Below are 17,359 nucleotides of genomic sequence, written 5' to 3'. Positions count from 1 at the left end.
GCGGATTTCCGCACAGGGCGAGGGCCAGGCCCCGGGGTCAGGGCTGGGCGTCGGGGGGCGAGGTCAGGGCGGCGGTCAGGCGGCTGGCCTGGTGGAGGTCGTTCATCAGCGAGGAGGCGAGCCAGGGGTCCAGTCGCTGGTGGCGCAGCCGCTCGGCCAGCTCATGCTGCCAGTGTCGGCGGACCTCCTCGAGGGGGGCGCCGATGTCGGTGGCGGTCGGGTCGTTGGCCAGGCGGGTGAGGCCCTCGGCGACGGCCATGCGCAGGTCGTCGTGGGCCTCGCGCAGGGGGCTCGATGGTGACGCGTGGCGCAGCAGGCTGCGCTGCAGCACCTCGCCGAAGCGCACCGCCTCGACCAGCCGCAGCGAGCGGGCATAGAGGGCCTCGAGATGGGCCTCCTGGGCGTCGGTGAGGGGCGTGTCGATGCGCGAGTAGAAGTCGAGGATCTCCGCCATCAGCGGCTTGATCCGCTCGTGGTAGCGCGTGTTCACCGGCGGCCAGGCCTCGGGATCGATGGGGGCCTCGATCACGGCCCGGCTGGGCGGGTGACCGATCACCTCGCCGCTGGGCACCAGGATGGCCGAGCCGAGCAGGTGGTAGGTGCGCCGCGCCAGGCGGTTGCACTCCTGCTCGATGGCCGAGACGGCCGTGTCGGCGTGCTGCAGCGCCGTGGCGTCCAGGTAGCGCGCCTCGGACGGCGGGAGCCGCCCCGGCTCGGGGAAGAGGCGCTCCAGGCGCGCCGCGAGCCTCGGGATCCAGGGCAGCATCAGCATGATGCCCAGGCCGTTGAAGAGGGTGTGGAAGAGCGCCAGCTTGAGCGGCCAGTCGGTGGCCGACAGGCCGATCAGCAGGGCGATCCGGTCCACCAGGCCGGCCATCGGCAGCAGCAGCGCCAGGGCCACGGCCGCCGTGACCAGGTTGAAGATCACATGGGCCCCGGCCAGGCGACGACCGGCCGTGCTGGCGCCGAAGGCGCCGATCACCGCGGTCACGGTGGTGCCGATGTTGGCGCCGATGGCGATGGCCAGGGCCGGCAGGTAGGGCAGCTGGCCGGAGGCCAGTGCCGTCAGGGTGATCAGCAGGGTGGCGTGGCTGGACTGCATGACCACGGTGGCCGCGACGCCGAAGAGCACCAGCAGCGGCCAGTGCCAGAGGTGCTCGCCGGCCAGGCCGTCCAGCGACAGGCCATTCTGCCAGGTCTCGAAGCCGAGCTTCATGAAGTCGATGCCCAGCAGCAGCAGCCCCACCCCGAGCAGCAGGCCGGCGAGCCCGGCACGGTTGTCCTGCAGGAGCCGGGAGCCCAGCAGGCCCAGGGCCAGCAGCGGCATGGCGTAGTGGGCGAGGTCGACCTTCAGGCCGAGGCCGGCGATCAGCCAGGCGCCGGTGGTGGTGCCGAGGTTGGCGCCGAAGAGCAGGGCGATGCCGGCAGGCAGTGCCACCAGGCCGGCGCCGACGAAGGACATCGCCAGCAGCGTGACCAGGGAGCTGGACTGCACCAGGGCGGTGGCCAGGGCGCCGACGCCGATGGCCCGGGAGGTGCGCCGGGTGGCGGTGTGCAACCAGCGGTCCAGAGTGCCGCCGGAGAGGCGCTTGATGGCCTCCTCCAGGTGGGTCATCCCCCACAGGAAGAAGCCGAGTCCGGCGGCGAGGGTGGCGAGGTCCAGTCGGGCGACCAGCAGGGCCGTCGCCGCGGCGAGCCCCAGCAGCTCGAGCACGCGCCGCTTCGGCAACAGGGCGGCGGTGGCTGCCTGGACCATGCGCGCCTCACTGCCCCCTGGGGTCGAGGATCTTCACGGTCTGCAGGTCGGAGGCCTTCTGCTCCTCGCGCTCGCGGTTGACCCGGGTCTCGAGCTCGGGGAGTGCCTCGTCCTCGATGGGCAGCTGCTCGAAGAAGTCGCAGCTGACGCAGTCGCGGTAGCGGACGCCGTTCTGTTCCCAGGCGCGGATGCGGTCCATCTCGGCACAGCGCGGGCAGATGGCGCCGGCGATGAAGCGTTTCTGGACGGTCATGAGGCCTCCTGGTCGGTGGGGAGTGGCGCGTTCAGGCTGCGCGGATGCGGTGCCATTCTACCTCGGCGCAGCGTGGGAAGGCTGCGCCGGAAGAAAAGCGGGGGAGGACGGTCATGTCGTCTCCCCGGGTGACCGCCGGACGGGGCCGGCGGTCAAGGTCGCTCAGGCAGCCCGGATGCCGCAGTGGCGCAGCAGCGGCTCGACGCTGGGCTCGCGGCCGCGGAAGGCGCGGAACAGCTCGGCGGCATCCCGCGAGCCGCCGCGCTCGAGGATCTCGGTGCGGAAGCGCCGACCGGTCTCGGGGTCGAAGATGCCGGCCTCCTCGAAGGCGCTCCAGGCATCCGCCGAGAGCACCTCGGCCCACTTGTAGCTGTAGTAGCCTGCCGCATAGCCGCCGGCGAAGATGTGCCCGAAGCCGTTCTGGAAGCGATTGAAGGCGGCTCGCGGCACCACCGAGACCGCATCGCGCACCTCGTCGAGCAGCGCCTGGACCTCGGCGGCCGAGGGGGCGGCCCGCTCCCGGTGCAGGCGGAAGTCGAACAGCGAGAATTCCAGCTGGCGCACCATGCCCATGGCGGACTGGAAGTTCTTGGCCGCCAGCAGCTTCTCGAACAGGTCCTCGGGGAGCGGCTCGCCGGTATCCACATGGGCGGCGATCAGGTCCAGGCCCTCGCGCTCCCAGCAGAAGTTCTCCATGAACTGGCTGGGCAGCTCCACGGCGTCCCAGGCCACGCCATTGATGCCGGAGATGTCGGCAACGGTCTGGCGGGTCAGCATGTGGTGCAGGCCGTGGCCGAACTCGTGGAAGAGGGTGGTGACCTCGTCGTGGGTCAGCAGGGCCGGGGCGTCGCCGACCGGGCGCGTGAAGTTGCAGGTCAGGTAGGCCACGGGCAGCTGGACCTCGCCCTCCTCCAGGCGGCGCACCCGGCACTCGTCCATCCAGGCGCCGCCGCGCTTGCCCTCGCGGGCATAGAGGTCGAGGTAGAAGCCGGCGATGGGCGCGCCCTGCTCGAGGATCTGGAAGTAGCGCACGTCGGGGTGGTAGCGCGGTGCCTCCTCGTCCTCCACGAAGGTGACCTCGTAGAGGCGCTCGACCACCCGGAACAGCCCGTCCACCACCTGCGGGGCAGGAAAGTAGGGGCGCAGCTGCTCGTCGGAGATGGCGTAGCGCGCCTCGCGGAGCTTCTCGCTGGCGAAGCCCACGTCCCAGGGGTCGAGCGTCGCCATGCCCAGCTCGTCGCGGGCATAGGCGGCCAGCTCCGCGTACTCCTCGCGGGCCTGGGGCACGGCGCGCGCGGCCAGGTCCTCGAGGAAGGTGATCACCTGCTCCGGCGACTCGGCCATCTTGGTGGACAGCGAGTAGTCGGCGTAGTCGGTGAAGCCCAGCAGTTCGGCGAGCTCGTGACGCAGGGCGAGGATCTCCTCCATCACCGGGGCATTGTCGTACTCGCCGGCATGGGGGCCCTGGTCCGAGGCGCGGGTCACGAAGGCGGTATAGACCTCGCGGCGCAGCTCGCGGTCCTCGGCATAGGTCATCACCGGGAAGAAGCTGGGGAAGTCCAGGGTGATGCGGTAGCCCGACAGGCCCTTGGCCTCGGCGTTGGCCTTGAGCGTCGCCAGGGCGCTCTCGGGCAGCCCGGCCAGCCGGCCGTCGTCCTCGAGGTCCAGGTGCCAGGCCTGGGTGGCGTCCAGCAGCTGGTTGGAGAAGGTGTTGGAGAGCTCGGAGAGGCGCGACTTGATCTCGCCGTAGCGCTGCTTCTGCTCGGCGGGCAGGTCGACGCCTGCCAGGCGGAAGTCCCGCAGGGCATTCTCCACGGTGCGGCGCTGGCCCTCGTCGAGGGTCTCCCAGGCGGGGCCATCACGCAGGGCCTGCCAGGCGCGGAAGAGTCCCTCGTGCTGGCCGACCCAGGTGCTGTAGTCGGAGAGCTTGCCCAGGCAGGCCTGGTAGGCCTCGCGCAGCTCGGGATTGTTCATGGTGCCGTTGAGATGCGAGACCGGCGACCAGGCCCGTGCCAGCCGGTCGTTCAGGGCCTCCAGCGGCGCGGCCAGGCTCTCCCAGCTCGGGGGCGCCTGCTCGGCGCGGGCCACGAGCGCCTCGATGGCGGCACGGTTCTCCGCCAGCAGTTCCTCCACGGCCGGCACCACGTGCTCGGGCCGGATCGCATCGAAGGGGGGCAGGTCGTGGGGATCGAGCAGTGGGTTGCGGGACATGCACACCTCGGGTCGGGGATGGTGAAGTGTCTCTAAGATGCGGGCGGTCGCGCCGCGTTTCAATATGCTAGGCTTGCGCCCCTTTTCAGGCAGGGGGGTGGACCGATGAACGAGACGCTGGAACGCTGGAGCACGAGACGTGCCTTCATCCTGGCGGTGACCGGGGCGGCGGTCGGGCTGGGCAACATCTGGCGCTTTCCCTACATCACCGGGGAGAACGGCGGTGCCGTCTTCCTGCTGCTGTACGTGGCCTTCGTGCTGCTTCTGGGCCTGCCGATGATGATGGCCGAGATCCTGGTCGGCCGTGCCGGGCGGCGCAGTCCCATGCAGTCGCTCGGCCACCTGGCCCATCAGGCGGGAGCGTCACGTCACTGGCGCTGGCTCGGGCTGTTCGGCGCGCTCACCGTCTTCTGCATACTCTCCTTCTACTCGGTCGTCTCGGGCTGGTCCATCGAATTCCTGGTGGCCTCGGTCAATGGCGACTTCGTGGGGCGCAGCGCGGCCGAGATCGGGGCCGGCTTCGATGCCTTCCTCGCCGACCCCGGGCGGCTGACCCTCAACCACACCCTCTTCCTGGCGATGACCATGCTGGTGGTCGCTGCCGGCGTGGCCAAGGGGCTCGAGAAGCTCAACAACCTGCTGATGCCGATGCTCTACGGGCTGCTGCTGGTGCTGGCGGGCTATGCGGCGACCACCGAGGGCTTCGGTCCGGCGCTCTCCTGGCTGTTCCTGCCGGACGTCTCGGCGGTGACGCCCGTGGTGATGCTGCAGGCCATGGGCCACGCCTTCTTCACCCTGGCGGTAGGGGCCTGCGCGCTGATGGCCTACGGGGCCTACATGCCGGACCACCAGAGCCTGCCTCGGGCCGCCGCCGCGGTGGCGATGCTCGACGTGGCGGTGGCGCTGCTGGCCGGCATCGCCATCTTCTCGGTGGTGTTCGCCCAGGGGATGGACCCCGGCGAGGGGCCGGGGCTGATGTTCGTGACGCTGCCGGTGGCCTTCGCCGAGCTGCCCGGGGGCCCGCTGTGGCTCTCGCTGTTCTTCCTGCTGCTGCTGCTGGCCACCTGGACCTCCTCGATCAACCTCGCCGAGCCCATGGTCGCCACCCTGCAGGGCTGGGGCCTGGGCCGCGGCCAGGCCTCCGCCGTGGTGGGCCTGGCCGTGTGGGGGCTGGGGATGCTCTCGGTGCTCTCCTTCTCGAGCCTGGCCGAGACCCGGGTGCTGTTCGGCATGAACCCCTTCGAGCTGGTCAGCACCATCCCGCCGGAGATCTTCCTGCCGCTGGGCGGGCTGCTGATCGCGATCTTCGCCGCCTGGGTGATGCCCGAGCAGGCCAGCCTGCGGGCGCTGGATGCCGGCCCGGGCGGCTTCCGGCTCTGGCGCAACCTGGTGCGCTGGGTGTCGATCCCGCTGACGCTGGTAGTATTGGCAGCCGGACTGATCTGAGACGCCTGACCCGACGAGAAGAGGTGAGCGATGAGCGAGACAAGGTGCCTGCGGCCCTGGAAGGGGCATGAGCCGCAGCTGGGCGAGCGGGTCTACATCGACCCGGCCTGCATGGTGCTGGGCGACGTGGTGCTGGGCGACGACTGCTCGGTGTGGCCCATGGCGGTGATCCGCGGCGACATGCACCGCATCCGGATCGGCGCGCGCACGAGCGTCCAGGACGGCAGCGTGCTGCACATCACCCACGCCAGCGACTTCAACCCCGACGGCTTCCCGCTGACCATCGGGGACGACGTGACCATCGGCCACCGGGCGATCCTCCACGGGGCCACCCTGGGCAACCGCATCCTGGTCGGCATGGGGGCCATCGTCATGGACGGCGCCGTGGTCGAGGACGAGGTGATCATCGCCGCCGGTGCCGTGGTGACGCCCGGCAAGCGCCTGGAGGGCGGCCACGTCTATGCCGGCAATCCCGCCCGGGCGCTGCGCCCGATCAAGGCGTCGGAGCGGGCCTTCTTCCCCTATACCGCCGGAAACTATGTAAAGTTGAAGGACGAGTACCTGTCCGCCGGGGAATGATGCCCTAACCCATTGTTTTCCATTGTCGTGGCGCGCGATAATCTGGTCATTTATCCAGTAATCGAGGGGCGCGCCCCGGCATGGCCAACTTTCGCACCCACCTCGGCGTGGCCGCCGCCGGCGGCGCCGTGCTGGCCCATGGCGGCTGGCAGGCGGGCCTCTGGGGCGCCATGGAGAGCCTGCCCCTGCTGGCGCTGGTGACCTTCGGCGGCATCCTGCCCGACATCGATGCCGACCGCTCCCGGGCGATCCGCCTGATCTTCAACCTGCTGGCCGTGCCCGCCGTGGTGGCCGGCGCCCTGGTGCTCCAGGCACGGCTGCCCACCGGCAGCCTGCTGATGGCCTGCGGCGCGATCTACCTCGCCGTGCGCTACCTGGCGGGGGCGCTGTTCGCCCGCTTCACCGTCCACCGGGGGCTGTGGCACTCGCTGCTGGCGGGCGGGCTCTGCGGCCTGGTGGCCACGGCGCTGAGCCACCGCCTGTTCGGCCAGCCCGACCACCTGGCCTGGGCCCAGGGCACCGCCCTGACGCTGGGCTTCGTCATCCACCTGCTGCTCGACGAGCTCTACAGCGTCGACCTCACCGGGGCGCGCCTCAAGCGCTCCTTCGGCACGGCCTTCAAGCCCTTCGACTGGCGCGAGCCGGGCAACTCCCTGGTGATGCTGCTGGCGGCGGCCAGCCTCGTGCCTTGGCTGCCGCCCTGGGGCCCGCTGCGCGACCTGCTCCTTCAAGGAACGTCGCTCTGGCGGTAGTCCTCGGCCTTGAGGTCGTACTTGCGGAGCTTGTCGTAGAGGGTCTTGCGCGGCAGGCCGAGCTGCTCGCAGGCCTCACTGACCCGGCCGCGATGATGGGCCAGGGCCTGGTCGATCAGGCTCTTCTCGAACAGCTCCACCTGCTGGGGCAGCGCCAGGTCGCCGGTATCGCTGCCCACGCCCCGCAGCAGGGCGTCGAGGCGATAGTCGCAGGTGGCGCCGAGCAGCACGTAGCGCTCGGCCAGGTTGCGCAGCTCGCGCACGTTGCCCGGCCAGTCGTGGGCGAGCAGCGCCGAGACGCCGCCGGCATCCAGGGGTGGGGCCTCCAGCCCGCTACGGTTGGCAGCCACCACGGCGAAATGCTGGAACAGCAGCGGGATGTCCTCGCGGCGGTCGCGCAGCGGGGGGATCGGCAGGGTGACCACCTCGAGCCGGTAGTAGAGGTCCTCGCGGAAGCGGCCCGCCTCGGCCGCGGCCTTGAGGTCGACCTTGGTGGCGGCGATCACGCGCAGGTCCAGGGGCACCGGCACGTTGGCCCCGAGGCGCTCCACGGAGCGCTCCTGCAGCACCCGCAGCAGCTTGACCTGCAGGGCCAGCGGCATCGACTCGATCTCGTCGAGGAACACCGTGCCACCCTCGGCGTGCTCGAACTTGCCGATGCGCCGCTCCACGGCGCCGGTGAAGGCGCCCTTCTCGTGGCCGAAGAGCTCCGACTCGATGATGCTCTCGGGGACGGCGCCGCAGTTGATGGCCACGAAGGGGCGTCCACTGCGCCGGCTGCGCTCGTGGATGGCGCGGGCCACCAGGTCCTTGCCGGCCCCGGTCTCGCCGAACAGCAGCACGTCGGTCTCGACCTGGCTGATGCGCTGGACCATGGAGGCGAGGCGCTGGATGGCCGGGGTGCGGCCCACCAGGCGGGGCCCCGGCGCCGACTGCTGGGCCTCCAGCTCGGCCTTGAGCGCGCGGTTCTCCAGGCTCAGGCGGCGCTTGTCGATGCCGCGGCGGACCATCTCCACCAGGCGCTCCCCCGGGAAGGGCTTCTCCAGGAAATCCCAGGCGCCCTCGCGCATCGCCTCCACGGCCGTGGAGATGTCGCCGTGGCCGGTGATCAGGATCACCGGCAGGTCGGGGTCGCGGCTGCGCACCTCGCGCAGCAGGGCCATGCCGTCCATGCCGGGCATGCGGATGTCGCTGACCACCACCCCGGGGAAGTCCGGGGTCAGGGCTGCCAGGGCCTCCTCGGCCGACGCATGGGCGCAGGGGGCGTACCCCGCGAGCTCCAGGGTCTGGCCGGCGGAGATGCGCAGGTGCGCCTCGTCGTCGATGATCATCACCGGGAGGGTCGCCGGGTCATGCATGGGTGTCGTGCTCCTTGGTCCGCGGCTCGCCGGACGCATCGGGACCGGGGGAGAGGGGCAGGGTAATGGTGAAGCGGGCGCCACCGCCAGGCCCGTGGTCCGCCGCCAGCTGGCCGCCGAGGTCGTCGATGATGCGCGCCGAGATCGAGAGGCCGAGGCCCAGGCCGCTGCCCGGCGACTTGGTGGTGAAGAAGGGCTCGAAGATCCGTCCGAGGTGCTGCTCGGCGATGCCCGGGCCGTTGTCGGTGACCCGGATCCTCACCGTCTCGCCGGCCGGCTCGATGCCCAGGCGCAGCAGCGGGTCCGGCGTCTGGTTCATGGCCTGCAGGGCGTTGCCGATGAGGTTGACCAGCACCTGTTCCAGGCGCACCAGGTCGGCGCGCACCCAGACCTCGTCGTCGGGCCAGTCGCGCTCGATCCTGACCCCGGCGTCGCGCAGCCGTGACTGGAAGAGGCGCAGGGCGTAGTCGAAGCAGGCCGGCACCGACACGCTGGTGGGCCGGTCGCCGCTCTTGCGCGAGAACTGTCGCAGCTGGGCGCTGATCTCCGCCATGCGGTCGGTGAGCTCGATGATCTGCGCCAGGTTGCCGCGGGTCGCCTCGGTGCGGCCGCGCTCCAGGAAGGTGGCGGCGTTCTCGGCATAGGCGCGGATCGCGGCCAGCGGCTGGTTGAGCTCGTGGTTGATGCCGGCGGCGAGCTGGCCGAGCACGGCCAGCTTGGCGGCCTGGATGAGCTCGTCGCGGGTCTGGCGCAGCCGCTCCTCGGCCAGGCGACGCTCGTCGATCTCCCCGGAGAGGCGGCGGTTGGTCTCGACCAGGTCGCGGGTGCGGCGCTGCACGTTGCGCTCCAGCTCGTCGCGCGCCCGGGCCAGGGTGCGGCGCTCGCGCTCGGCGAACTGCTCGCGCTCGCGGCGCAGCCGCAGGCGCTGCCAGCCGATGCCGCCGGCCAGGACCACCACCCCGTAGAGGCCGCCGGCCAGCAGGGCGGCGAGCCACTGGGCCTGGGTCACCGGGGCCAGCGACTTGAGGATCTGCATCTCCCAGCCGAAGGTGGGCATGGGGCGCGAGAGCCCCAGGTAGTCGGTGTCGGCCAGCGGTCCCCGGCGGAACCCGACCCGCTGGCCGTAATTCTCGAGGTCGCCCAGGAAGGCGATGCCGGATTCGTCGAGGGACTCGTCGGCGTAGCGGCGGGTCTGAAGCAGTTGCTCCCGTGCCGCGTCGGAGATCGGTCGCAGGGCCTTCATGCGTAGCTCCGGGCGGCTGGCCATGAAGATGATGTCGTCCCCGTCGATGACCAGCAGCTCGGCGTCCTGCTCGGCCCAGCCCGCCTCCACGGGGTCGAGCAGCACCTTCACCACCATGACGCCATCGGCACGGGCGTCGGGGTCGGTGGCATCCAGCCACACCGGGGCCGAGAAGTAGTAGCCGCGCTCGTGCGACTGCACGCCGAGCCCGAAGAAACGGCCCGGACGACCGGCGATCGCCTCCTGGAAGTAGCGGCGGAAGGCATAGTTCTGGCCGATGAAGGTGTTGGGGCGATGCCAGTTGCTCGCCGCCAGGGTGTCGCCGTCGCGGTCGATCAGGTAGATGTCGGAAACGCCGGCCGTGGCCCGGAAGTGGTCCAGCAGGCGGTTGAGCGGCATGGCATCCTGGGCGTCGGGCGCGGCCAGGAAGCGCTTGACCATCTCCCGCGAGGCGAGCAGTTCGGGCAGGTAGTCGTGGCGGGAGAGGTGGCCGAACAGGCTCTCGGCGGAGAGCCTCAGCTCGTTCTCGGCGTCCTGGCGCAGCCCCTGCAGGGCCTGGTCACGGGCCAGCTGGGCGGCCTGCCACATGGCGAGCGCGAGGCCCAGGGTCGCCAGTACCCAGAGCAGTCGACGAACGCGGCGGCCTCGGGTCGATGTCGCCATGGCCGGCGCCTCAACGGGCGTCCGGAGGCATGACCTGGGACCGGCGCAGGGCGCGCTGGGCCCGGGTCTCGGCACGCTCGACCTCGAGCAGTCCCTCCTCGACGAAGACCAGGTGTTCATGGGCCCGGGCCCGGGCGTCCTCGGCGCGTCCCTCGAGGATGGCGTCGAGCAGGGCGCGGTGCTGCTCCATCAGCCGCGGGCGCGAGTCGGCCTTCTCGAACAGGTGGGCCAGGTTGTCGACGATGCTCTTCTCCAGCAGGTGGAAGATCCCGCGGATGGTGTGCAGCAGCAGGACATTGTGGGCCGACTCGGCAATGGCCATGTGGAAGGCCGCGTCGGCGCGGGCCTCCAGCACCGGGTCGCGCCCCTTGAAGCACGCCTCGAGTTCCTCGAAGCGCGAGATCAGCAGGGCCTTGTCGGTGGGCGTGGAGCGCAGGGCGGCGTAGTAGGCGGAGATGCCCTCCATGGCATCGCGGAACTCGAGCAGGTCGAGGTGGAACTCCCCGTGCCGGGAGAGCATCTCCAGCAGCGGGTCGCTGTAGCCACCGTTGAGCTCCTCGCTGATGAAGGTGCCGCCGCCCTGGCGACTGGTCAGCAGGCCGCGGGCCGAGAGCTTCTGGATGGCTTCGCGCAGGGAGGGCCGCGAGACGCCGAAGCGCTCGGCCAGTTCCCGTTCCGGGGGCAGGCGCTGGCCGGGCCGCAGGCTGCCCTCCAGGATCAGGGCCTCGAGACGCTCGGTGATGACGTCGGCGAGGCGCGGCTGCTGAACGGGTTGATAGGCCATGGCGGGAGCTCCGGAACGCGTGGCGAGAGTCGGCATGGTAAAGGGACCGAATTGGTATTACCAAACGGCACTGTCAACGCGTGACGCTCGGGGCGCCCAGGGTGGAGAATTTCCATTGCCGCATCAGGAGGTTGTGGCAAGCGTTGAAAGGACTAGACCAAAGTATAGGGGGCTGGGACTGTGAAGCAATGGCCATGGGTTTGACACTGCAGGCACTGCCCCATACTGTTCGGCAACGCTCTCGTGTCAATTGGTCTTACCAATTTACCGCCCGCCGGATTGACACGGTCTGGATCGACGACCCCAGCATGGCGCTGCGCCACCCAGGACCTTGCCCATGACACCAGTCAAGCTCTACCCGCCGAAGCCCGAGAAGGTCTACTTCTTCGGCACCTGCCTGATCGACCTCTTCTATCCGGAGGCCGGCCTCGACGGCATCCGCCTGCTCGAACGCGAGGGCATCGAGGTGCTCTTCCCCGAGGACCAGACCTGCTGCGGTCAGCCGGCCTATACCTCAGGCTACCACGACGAGGCCCGCGCCGTGGCCGCGGCCCAGCTCGACCTCTTCCCCGAGCCCTGGCCGATCGTGGTGCCCTCGGGGTCCTGCGGCGGCATGATGCGGACCCACTACCCCCAGCTGTTCGCCGGCACCGGGCAGGAGGCACAGGCCTCCGAGGTCGCCGGCCGCGTCTTCGAGCTGACCGAGTTCCTGGTGCATGTCTGCCACCTGAAGCTCTCGGATCGTGGGCAGCCGGAGAAGGTGGCCATGCACACCTCCTGCAGCGCACGCCGTGAGATGGGCGTGGCCGAGACCGGCCCGGCCCTGCTCGCCCAGCTGGGCGGGGTCGAGCTGGTGGAGCAGGCACGCCCCGCAGAGTGCTGCGGCTTCGGCGGCACCTTCGCCGTCCGCCATCCCGAGGTGTCCGCGGCCATGGTCGAGGACAAGACCCAGGCCATCGAGGCGGCGGGTGCCGAGCGTTTCGTCACCTCCGACTGCGGCTGCCTGATGAACATCGGCGGGCGCTTCGAGCACCAGAAGAAGGCCGTGAAGGGCGAGCACATCGCCAGCTACCTGTGGCGGAGGACCTCATGATGGACGCGACCCCCACCGTACAGACCCCGACGGTGCAGACCTATACGCCCCGCGAGTTCCATCGCCAGGCCCATGATGCCCTGGGCAATCCCCAGATCCGGGCCAACTTCCGCAAGGCCATGGATGGGCTGATGGACAAGCGCCGCGACGTCTTCGGCGACTGGGACCTGGAGACCCTGCGCGAGCTGGGCGCCAACATCCGGCTGCGCGCGCTGGCCAAGCTGCCCGATCTGCTCGAGCAGCTGGAGGCCAACTGCGAGGCCAACGGCATCAGGGTGCACTGGGCCGAGGACGGCGAGCAGGCCTGCCGGATCATCCGCGAGCTCTGCGAGGCGCGCGATGCCAAGGCGGTGATCAAGGGCAAGTCGATGGTCACCGAGGAGATGCACCTCAATGCCCACCTGGAGGCGGCGGGCATCGAGGCGCTGGAGTCCGACCTCGGCGAGTACCTGGTGCAGCTCAACGAGCAGACGCCCTCGCACATCATCATGCCGGCGATCCACCTCAACACCGACGAGATCTCCGGCATCATGCACGACAAGACCGGCCTCGAGCGGACCCGGGACGTCGATGTCATGACCGCGGCGGCCCGCCACCAGCTGCGCGAGCGCTTCATGGCGGCGGACGTCGGCATCTCGGGCGTGAACTTCGCGGTGGCCGAGACCGGCACCCTCTGCCTGGTGGAGAACGAGGGCAACGGCCGGATGACCACCACGGTGCCCCCGGTGCATATCGCGGTGACCGGCATCGAGAAGGTGGTGGAGCAGCTGCGCGACGTGCCTCCGCTCTACGCCCTGCTGACCCGCTCGGCCACCGGCCAGCACGTCACCACCTACTTCAACATGATCAACTCGCCGCGCAAGGCCGGCGAGCACGACGGTCCCGAGGAGGTGCACCTGGTGCTGGTCGACAACGGCCGGTCGAACATCTACCAGGACGACGAGCTGCTCGACACCCTGCGCTGCATTCGCTGCGGCGCCTGCATGAACCACTGCCCGGTCTATACCCGGGTCGGCGGCCACACCTACGGCACCACCTACCCGGGCCCCATCGGCAGCATCCTCATGCCCCACCTGATGGGGCTGGAGGAGACCAAGGACCTGCCCACGGCCTCCAGCCTGTGCGGCGCCTGCGGCGAGGTCTGCCCGGTCAAGATCCCGATTCCTGACCTGCTGGTGCGCCTGCGCCGGGAGTCGGTGGGGGAGGGGCGTGGCAACGTGCCCGGTGCCGGCGTGAAGCGCACCCGCACGGAGGCCGCGGCCTGGAAGGGCTTCCAGTGGCTGGCCACCCACCCGAGCGCCTGGCGGGGCGGCACGGCGGTGGCCGGCAAGCTCCGGGCGCTGGCGCCGGCGCGTCTGGGGCCCTGGACCGACTATCGCTCCGCGCCCAAGCCGGCCGGTACCTCGCTGCATGCCCTGGTGAAGCGGCACCGCGCAGGGAAGGACACCGGCAATACCACGGGCGGCAACAGGGGAGAGCACGACTCATGAGTGCCCGCGATACCATCCTGCGGCGTCTGCGCGAGCGCACCGACGGCCCGCTGAGCGCCCCCGAGAGCGACTTCGCCGTCGTGACCCACCGCGGCTGGAGCGCCGAGGAGCGCCTCGAGCGCTTCGAGCGTCTCATCACCTCGGTGCATGGCGAGGTGCTGCACGTCACCCGGGACGACTGGACCCAGGCCCTGGCCCAGCTGCTGTCCGACAAGGGCGTGAACCGCCTGGCGCTGGGGCGCGAGCACCCGGTGGCCGCCGAGGCCCGGGCGGCCCTGGCGGACGCCGAGGTCGAACTGGTGGACGTCGATCGCGCCATCGAGTCCTGGCAGCGCGAGCAGTTCGACCGGGTCGATGCCGGACTGACCTCGGTGCGCGGGGCCATCGCAGAGACCGGCAGCCTGTGGCTCTGGCCGACGCCGGACGAGCCGCGCCGGCTCAGCCTGGTGCCGCCCCTGCATGTCGCCGTGCTGGATGCCGACACCATCGAGGACACCTTCTTCGATGTCGTCGAGGCCCACGACTGGGCCGGCGGCATGCCCACCAACGCCCTGCTGATCTCCGGGCCCAGCAAGACGGCCGACATCGAGCAGACCCTGGCCTACGGCGTCCACGGCCCCCGGGAGCTGGTGGTACTGGTGCGCCACCCGAAGGGAGCCTGAGCATGACGAGCGAGACTGCCTGGCAGGAACTGAAGGGGGCGCTGGCGGAGGTCATCCCCGACGAGCGCCTGATCGACGATCCGCTGCGCACGCTCGCCTACGGCACCGATGCCAGCTTCTACCGTCTGGTGCCCCGGCTGGTGGTGCGTCCCGAGAGCGAGGCGGAGCTGCAGCGGGTCCTGTCCGAGTGCCGGGCCCGCCGGCTGCCGGTGACCTTCCGCGCCGCCGGCACCTCGCTCTCCGGCCAGGCGCTGACCGACTCGGTGCTGATCCAGCTCGGCCGCGGCTGGCGCGACCACGCGATCCTCGACGACGGGCAGGCCATCCGCCTGCAGCCCGGGGTCATCGGGGCCCGCGCCAACCAGCTGCTGGCGCCCTTCGGGCGCAAGATCGGCCCCGACCCGGCCTCCATCGCCAGCTGCATGATCGGGGGCATCGCCGCCAACAACGCCTCGGGGATGTGCTGCGGCACCGCCCAGAACAGCTATCGCACGGTGCGCGACCTGCGGGTGATCCTGGCCGACGGCAGCCTGCTCGACACCGCCGACCCCGACAGCGTCAGCGCCTTCCGGGCCTCCCATGGCGAGCTGCTGGCCGGCCTCGAGCGCCTCGCGGAACAGGCGCAAGGCAACCCGGCGCTGGCCGAGAAGATCCGCCACAAGTACCGGCTCAAGAACACCACCGGCTATGCGCTCAACAGCCTGGTGGACTTCGCGGACGGCATCGAGATCCTCAAGCACCTGATGATCGGCTCCGAGGGCACCCTCGGCTTCATCAGCACCATCACCTACGACACCGTGGTCGATGAGCCGGAGAAGGCCGCGGCGCTGGCCTTCTTCCCGGACATGGGTGCCACCTGTCGCGCCACCATCGCCCTGAAGCAGGCACCGGTCTCGGCCGTCGAGCTGATGGACCGCGCCGCGCTGCGCTCGGTGCAGGACCAGCCGGGCATGCCCGACGCCCTCGGGCGACTGCCCGAGGGGGCGGCGGCGCTGCTGATCGACGTGCGCGGCAACGACGCCGCCGAGCTCGAGGCGCGCATGCAGGCGGTGCAGCGGGTCCTCGAGGGCATCCAGACCCTCGAGGTGGTCACCTTCACCCGCGACCCCGCCACCTATGCCCTCTACTGGAAGATCCGCAAGGGGCTCTTCCCGGCGGTGGGGGCCGTTCGCGAGACCGGCACCACGGTGATCATCGAGGACGTGGCCTTTCCCGTGGAGCGCCTCGACGAGGGCGTGCTGGCGCTGACCGAGACCTTCCACCGCCACGGCTATCGGGACGCCATCCTCTTCGGCCATGCCCTGGAGGGTAACCTGCACTTCGTCTTCCCCCAGGGCTTCGAGAAGCCCGGCGAGGTCGAGCGCTACCAGGCGCTGATGGACGAGGTGGCGCAGCTGGTGGGAGTCGAGTACGGCGGCTCGCTGAAGGCCGAACACGGCACCGGTCGCAACATGGCGCCCTATGTGGAGCTCGAGTGGGGACCCGAGGCCTATGAACTGATGTGGGAGATCAAGGCCCTCTTCGATCCGGACAACCTGCTCAATCCCGAGGTCATCCTCAGTCGCAACCCCACCCTGCACCTGGAGAACCTCAAGCCCCTGCCGGAGGCGGATCCCCTCGTCGACAAGTGCATCGAGTGCGGCTTCTGCGAGGCGGTCTGCCCCTCGCGGGACCTGACGCTCACCCCGCGACAGCGCATCGTCATCGCTCGGGAGATGGCGAGGCTCGAGGCCCTGGGCGAGGCGCGCACCGCGGAGGACACGACGCGCCTGGGCGCCCTGCGCGAGGACTACCGCTATGCGGGCGACGAGACCTGTGCCGCCGACGGCCTCTGCTCCACCCAGTGTCCGGTGGGCATCAATACCGGGGACCTGGTGCGCGAGATGCGACACGAGCGGGCCGCTGGCATGGCCGGGATCGCGCGGCGCATCGGCCGCCACTTCTCGGGCGCGACCCGCCTGGCACGGGGCGGGCTCAACGCGGCCGGAGTGGCGAGGAGCCTGCTCGGCACCGACCTGATGTCCAAGGCCAGTACCGGGGCGCGCCGCCTGAGCGGCGATCGGCTGCCCCAGTGGAGCCCGGCCCTGCCCCGGTCCGCCCCGATCCGGGTCCTCGCGCAGTCGCCCTCCGGCGATGCGCACCGCGAGAAGGTGGTCTACCTGCCCTCCTGCGCGACCCGCATCTTCGGGGCCGACCATCAGGACGACGAGACGCGCTCGGTGATGGAGATCACCCTGGCGCTGCTCGACAAGGCCGGCTTCGAGGTGATCCTGCCGGAGATGATCGGCCACCTCTGCTGCGGCATGGCCTTTCGCTCCAAGGGACAGTTCGAGGAGGCGTCCCACAAGGGGCGCGAGCTCAACCGCGAGCTGCTGGTGGCCAGCCAGAACGGCCGTTACCCGATACTCTGCGACACCAGTCCCTGCACCCTACAGATGCAGGAGTACCTGGACGAGCGGCTCGAGATGCTGGAGCCGGTCAGCTTCGCCCACGATCATCTGCTCCCGCGCCTGTCGGTCACCCCGCTGGAGGAGCGGGTCGCCGTGCACGTGACGTGCTCGAGCACCCGCATGGGGCTCGCCGACAAGTTCGTGGGCCTGGCCAGGGCCTGTGCCCGGGACGTGGTGGTGCCGGCAGAGATCACCTGCTGCGGCTTCGCCGGGGACAAGGGCTTCAATACGCCGGAGCTCAACGCCTCCGCCCTGGCGGGACTGGCCGAACAGGTGGCCGATTGCAGCGCCGGCTACTCGAACTCGCGTACCTGCGAGATCGGCCTGACGGAGCACGGCGGGATCCCCTACCGGTCGATCCTCTCGCTGCTCGATCGGGCCAGTCGGGCGTCGTGAGATTTTTCTCCCGCGAGGCCTTGCACCGTTCCGGGGAAATCCGTAAAGTACGCATCCGCTGCCGGCGACGGGCACACGTTGCAGGCGGTGGTAAGTGGGTGAAGTGCTTGTTTCCACTTGGGTTTTTCGAAGCGTTTTTGGAAATTCCCGCTTGACGAACAGGCCGCATTCGGTAGAATGCGCACCACGCTTTACGGAGACCCGCTGAGGGCTCCATCGGCAC

Annotated in this window: 13 protein-coding genes; 7 read left to right on the top strand and 6 right to left on the bottom strand. The window is 70.3% G+C overall.

Annotated features, from left to right (window positions below):
- Window positions 1-37: 37 nt before the first annotated feature.
- The 3 genes from BOX17_RS06445 to prlC form a co-directional block, all read right to left on the bottom strand.
- Entirely contained in the window at window positions 38-1,756 is a 1,719-nt protein-coding gene (locus BOX17_RS06445; RefSeq protein WP_071942844.1) for a Na/Pi cotransporter family protein, read from the bottom strand.
- 7 nt (window positions 1,757-1,763) lie between these two features.
- Window positions 1,764-2,009: a YheV family putative zinc ribbon protein gene (locus tag BOX17_RS06440; protein WP_071942842.1), complete on the bottom strand. Its 246-nt coding sequence runs from the start codon at window positions 2,007-2,009 to the stop codon at window positions 1,764-1,766.
- Window positions 2,010-2,171: 162 nt separating this feature from the next.
- A complete protein-coding gene (gene prlC / locus BOX17_RS06435; RefSeq protein WP_071942840.1) occupies window positions 2,172-4,220 on the bottom strand; it encodes an oligopeptidase A in 2,049 nt (682 codons plus the stop codon).
- A gap of 105 nt (window positions 4,221-4,325) precedes the next feature.
- On the opposite strand from prlC, the gene BOX17_RS06430 reads away from it, so the two are divergent.
- The 3 genes from BOX17_RS06430 to BOX17_RS06420 all read left to right on the top strand — a co-directional run bounded on the left by BOX17_RS06430 (window position 4,326) and on the right by BOX17_RS06420 (window position 6,997).
- Window positions 4,326-5,666, top strand: a complete 1,341-nt coding sequence (locus BOX17_RS06430) for a sodium-dependent transporter (RefSeq protein ID WP_071942838.1) — start codon at window positions 4,326-4,328, stop codon at window positions 5,664-5,666.
- A gap of 30 nt (window positions 5,667-5,696) precedes the next feature.
- On the top strand, window positions 5,697-6,245 hold the full coding sequence (locus BOX17_RS06425) for a gamma carbonic anhydrase family protein (protein WP_071942837.1): 549 nt from the start codon (window positions 5,697-5,699) through the stop codon (window positions 6,243-6,245).
- Window positions 6,246-6,325: 80 nt separating this feature from the next.
- Window positions 6,326-6,997, top strand: coding sequence for a metal-dependent hydrolase (locus tag BOX17_RS06420; protein WP_071942834.1), 672 nt, complete (start codon window positions 6,326-6,328; stop codon window positions 6,995-6,997).
- Here BOX17_RS06420 and BOX17_RS06415 read toward each other — a convergent pair.
- From BOX17_RS06415 to BOX17_RS06405, 3 genes are read right to left on the bottom strand one after another with little or no spacing between them, the layout of a single operon-like run.
- A complete protein-coding gene (locus tag BOX17_RS06415) occupies window positions 6,973-8,355 on the bottom strand; it encodes a sigma-54-dependent transcriptional regulator (protein ID WP_071942832.1) in 1,383 nt (460 codons plus the stop codon). The two genes, BOX17_RS06420 and BOX17_RS06415, sit on opposite strands and share 25 nt — an antisense overlap.
- A complete protein-coding gene (locus tag BOX17_RS06410) occupies window positions 8,348-10,261 on the bottom strand; it encodes a sensor histidine kinase (RefSeq protein ID WP_071942830.1) in 1,914 nt (637 codons plus the stop codon). Before BOX17_RS06410 ends, BOX17_RS06415 begins: the two co-directional genes overlap by 8 nt.
- A gap of 10 nt (window positions 10,262-10,271) precedes the next feature.
- Window positions 10,272-11,045, bottom strand: coding sequence for a GntR family transcriptional regulator (locus tag BOX17_RS06405; protein WP_071942828.1), 774 nt, complete (start codon window positions 11,043-11,045; stop codon window positions 10,272-10,274).
- A gap of 337 nt (window positions 11,046-11,382) precedes the next feature.
- On the opposite strand from BOX17_RS06405, the gene BOX17_RS06400 reads away from it, so the two are divergent.
- The 4 genes from BOX17_RS06400 to BOX17_RS06385 are packed head-to-tail and all read left to right on the top strand — an operon-like array spanning window position 11,383 to window position 17,136.
- Window positions 11,383-12,138: a (Fe-S)-binding protein gene (locus tag BOX17_RS06400; protein WP_071942826.1), complete on the top strand. Its 756-nt coding sequence runs from the start codon at window positions 11,383-11,385 to the stop codon at window positions 12,136-12,138.
- Window positions 12,135-13,628, top strand: a complete 1,494-nt coding sequence (locus BOX17_RS06395) for a LutB/LldF family L-lactate oxidation iron-sulfur protein (RefSeq protein WP_071942824.1) — start codon at window positions 12,135-12,137, stop codon at window positions 13,626-13,628. Before BOX17_RS06400 ends, BOX17_RS06395 begins: the two co-directional genes overlap by 4 nt.
- Window positions 13,625-14,290 (top strand): LutC/YkgG family protein, encoded by a 666-nt coding sequence (locus BOX17_RS06390; protein WP_071942822.1) that lies wholly within the window; start codon window positions 13,625-13,627, stop codon window positions 14,288-14,290. The genes BOX17_RS06395 and BOX17_RS06390 overlap by 4 nt, the downstream gene beginning before the upstream one ends.
- Before the next feature lie 2 nt (window positions 14,291-14,292).
- Window positions 14,293-17,136 carry an FAD-binding and (Fe-S)-binding domain-containing protein gene (locus BOX17_RS06385; RefSeq protein WP_071942820.1) on the top strand — a complete coding sequence of 948 codons (2,844 nt, stop codon included), beginning with the start codon at window positions 14,293-14,295 and terminating at the stop codon, window positions 17,134-17,136.
- Window positions 17,137-17,359 lie beyond the last annotated feature (223 nt).

It is taken from the genome of Halomonas aestuarii, assembly GCF_001886615.1.
GTDB lineage: Bacteria > Pseudomonadota > Gammaproteobacteria > Pseudomonadales > Halomonadaceae > Halomonas > Halomonas aestuarii.
The sequence above is the reverse complement of the archived record's forward strand: the minus strand, read 5'-3'. Positions and strand labels throughout refer to the sequence as shown.

Excerpts from the sequence above, each read along its gene's own strand:
- BOX17_RS06400 (WP_071942826.1), top strand. The coding sequence starts at position 11,383 with ATGACACCAGTCAAGCTCTACCCGCCGAAGCCCGAGAAGGTCTACTTC.
- BOX17_RS06440 (WP_071942842.1), bottom strand. The coding sequence starts at position 2,009 with ATGACCGTCCAGAAACGCTTCATCGCCGGCGCCATCTGCCCGCGCTGT.
- BOX17_RS06445 (WP_071942844.1), bottom strand. The coding sequence starts at position 1,756 with ATGGTCCAGGCAGCCACCGCCGCCCTGTTGCCGAAGCGGCGCGTGCTC.
- BOX17_RS06410 (WP_071942830.1), bottom strand. The coding sequence starts at position 10,261 with ATGGCGACATCGACCCGAGGCCGCCGCGTTCGTCGACTGCTCTGGGTA.
- BOX17_RS06395 (WP_071942824.1), top strand. The coding sequence starts at position 12,135 with ATGATGGACGCGACCCCCACCGTACAGACCCCGACGGTGCAGACCTAT.
- BOX17_RS06425 (WP_071942837.1), top strand. The coding sequence starts at position 5,697 with ATGAGCGAGACAAGGTGCCTGCGGCCCTGGAAGGGGCATGAGCCGCAG.
- BOX17_RS06385 (WP_071942820.1), top strand. The coding sequence starts at position 14,293 with ATGACGAGCGAGACTGCCTGGCAGGAACTGAAGGGGGCGCTGGCGGAG.
- BOX17_RS06390 (WP_071942822.1), top strand. The coding sequence starts at position 13,625 with ATGAGTGCCCGCGATACCATCCTGCGGCGTCTGCGCGAGCGCACCGAC.
- BOX17_RS06415 (WP_071942832.1), bottom strand. The coding sequence starts at position 8,355 with ATGCATGACCCGGCGACCCTCCCGGTGATGATCATCGACGACGAGGCG.
- prlC (WP_071942840.1), bottom strand. The coding sequence starts at position 4,220 with ATGTCCCGCAACCCACTGCTCGATCCCCACGACCTGCCCCCCTTCGAT.
- BOX17_RS06430 (WP_071942838.1), top strand. The coding sequence starts at position 4,326 with ATGAACGAGACGCTGGAACGCTGGAGCACGAGACGTGCCTTCATCCTG.
- BOX17_RS06420 (WP_071942834.1), top strand. The coding sequence starts at position 6,326 with ATGGCCAACTTTCGCACCCACCTCGGCGTGGCCGCCGCCGGCGGCGCC.
- BOX17_RS06405 (WP_071942828.1), bottom strand. The coding sequence starts at position 11,045 with ATGGCCTATCAACCCGTTCAGCAGCCGCGCCTCGCCGACGTCATCACC.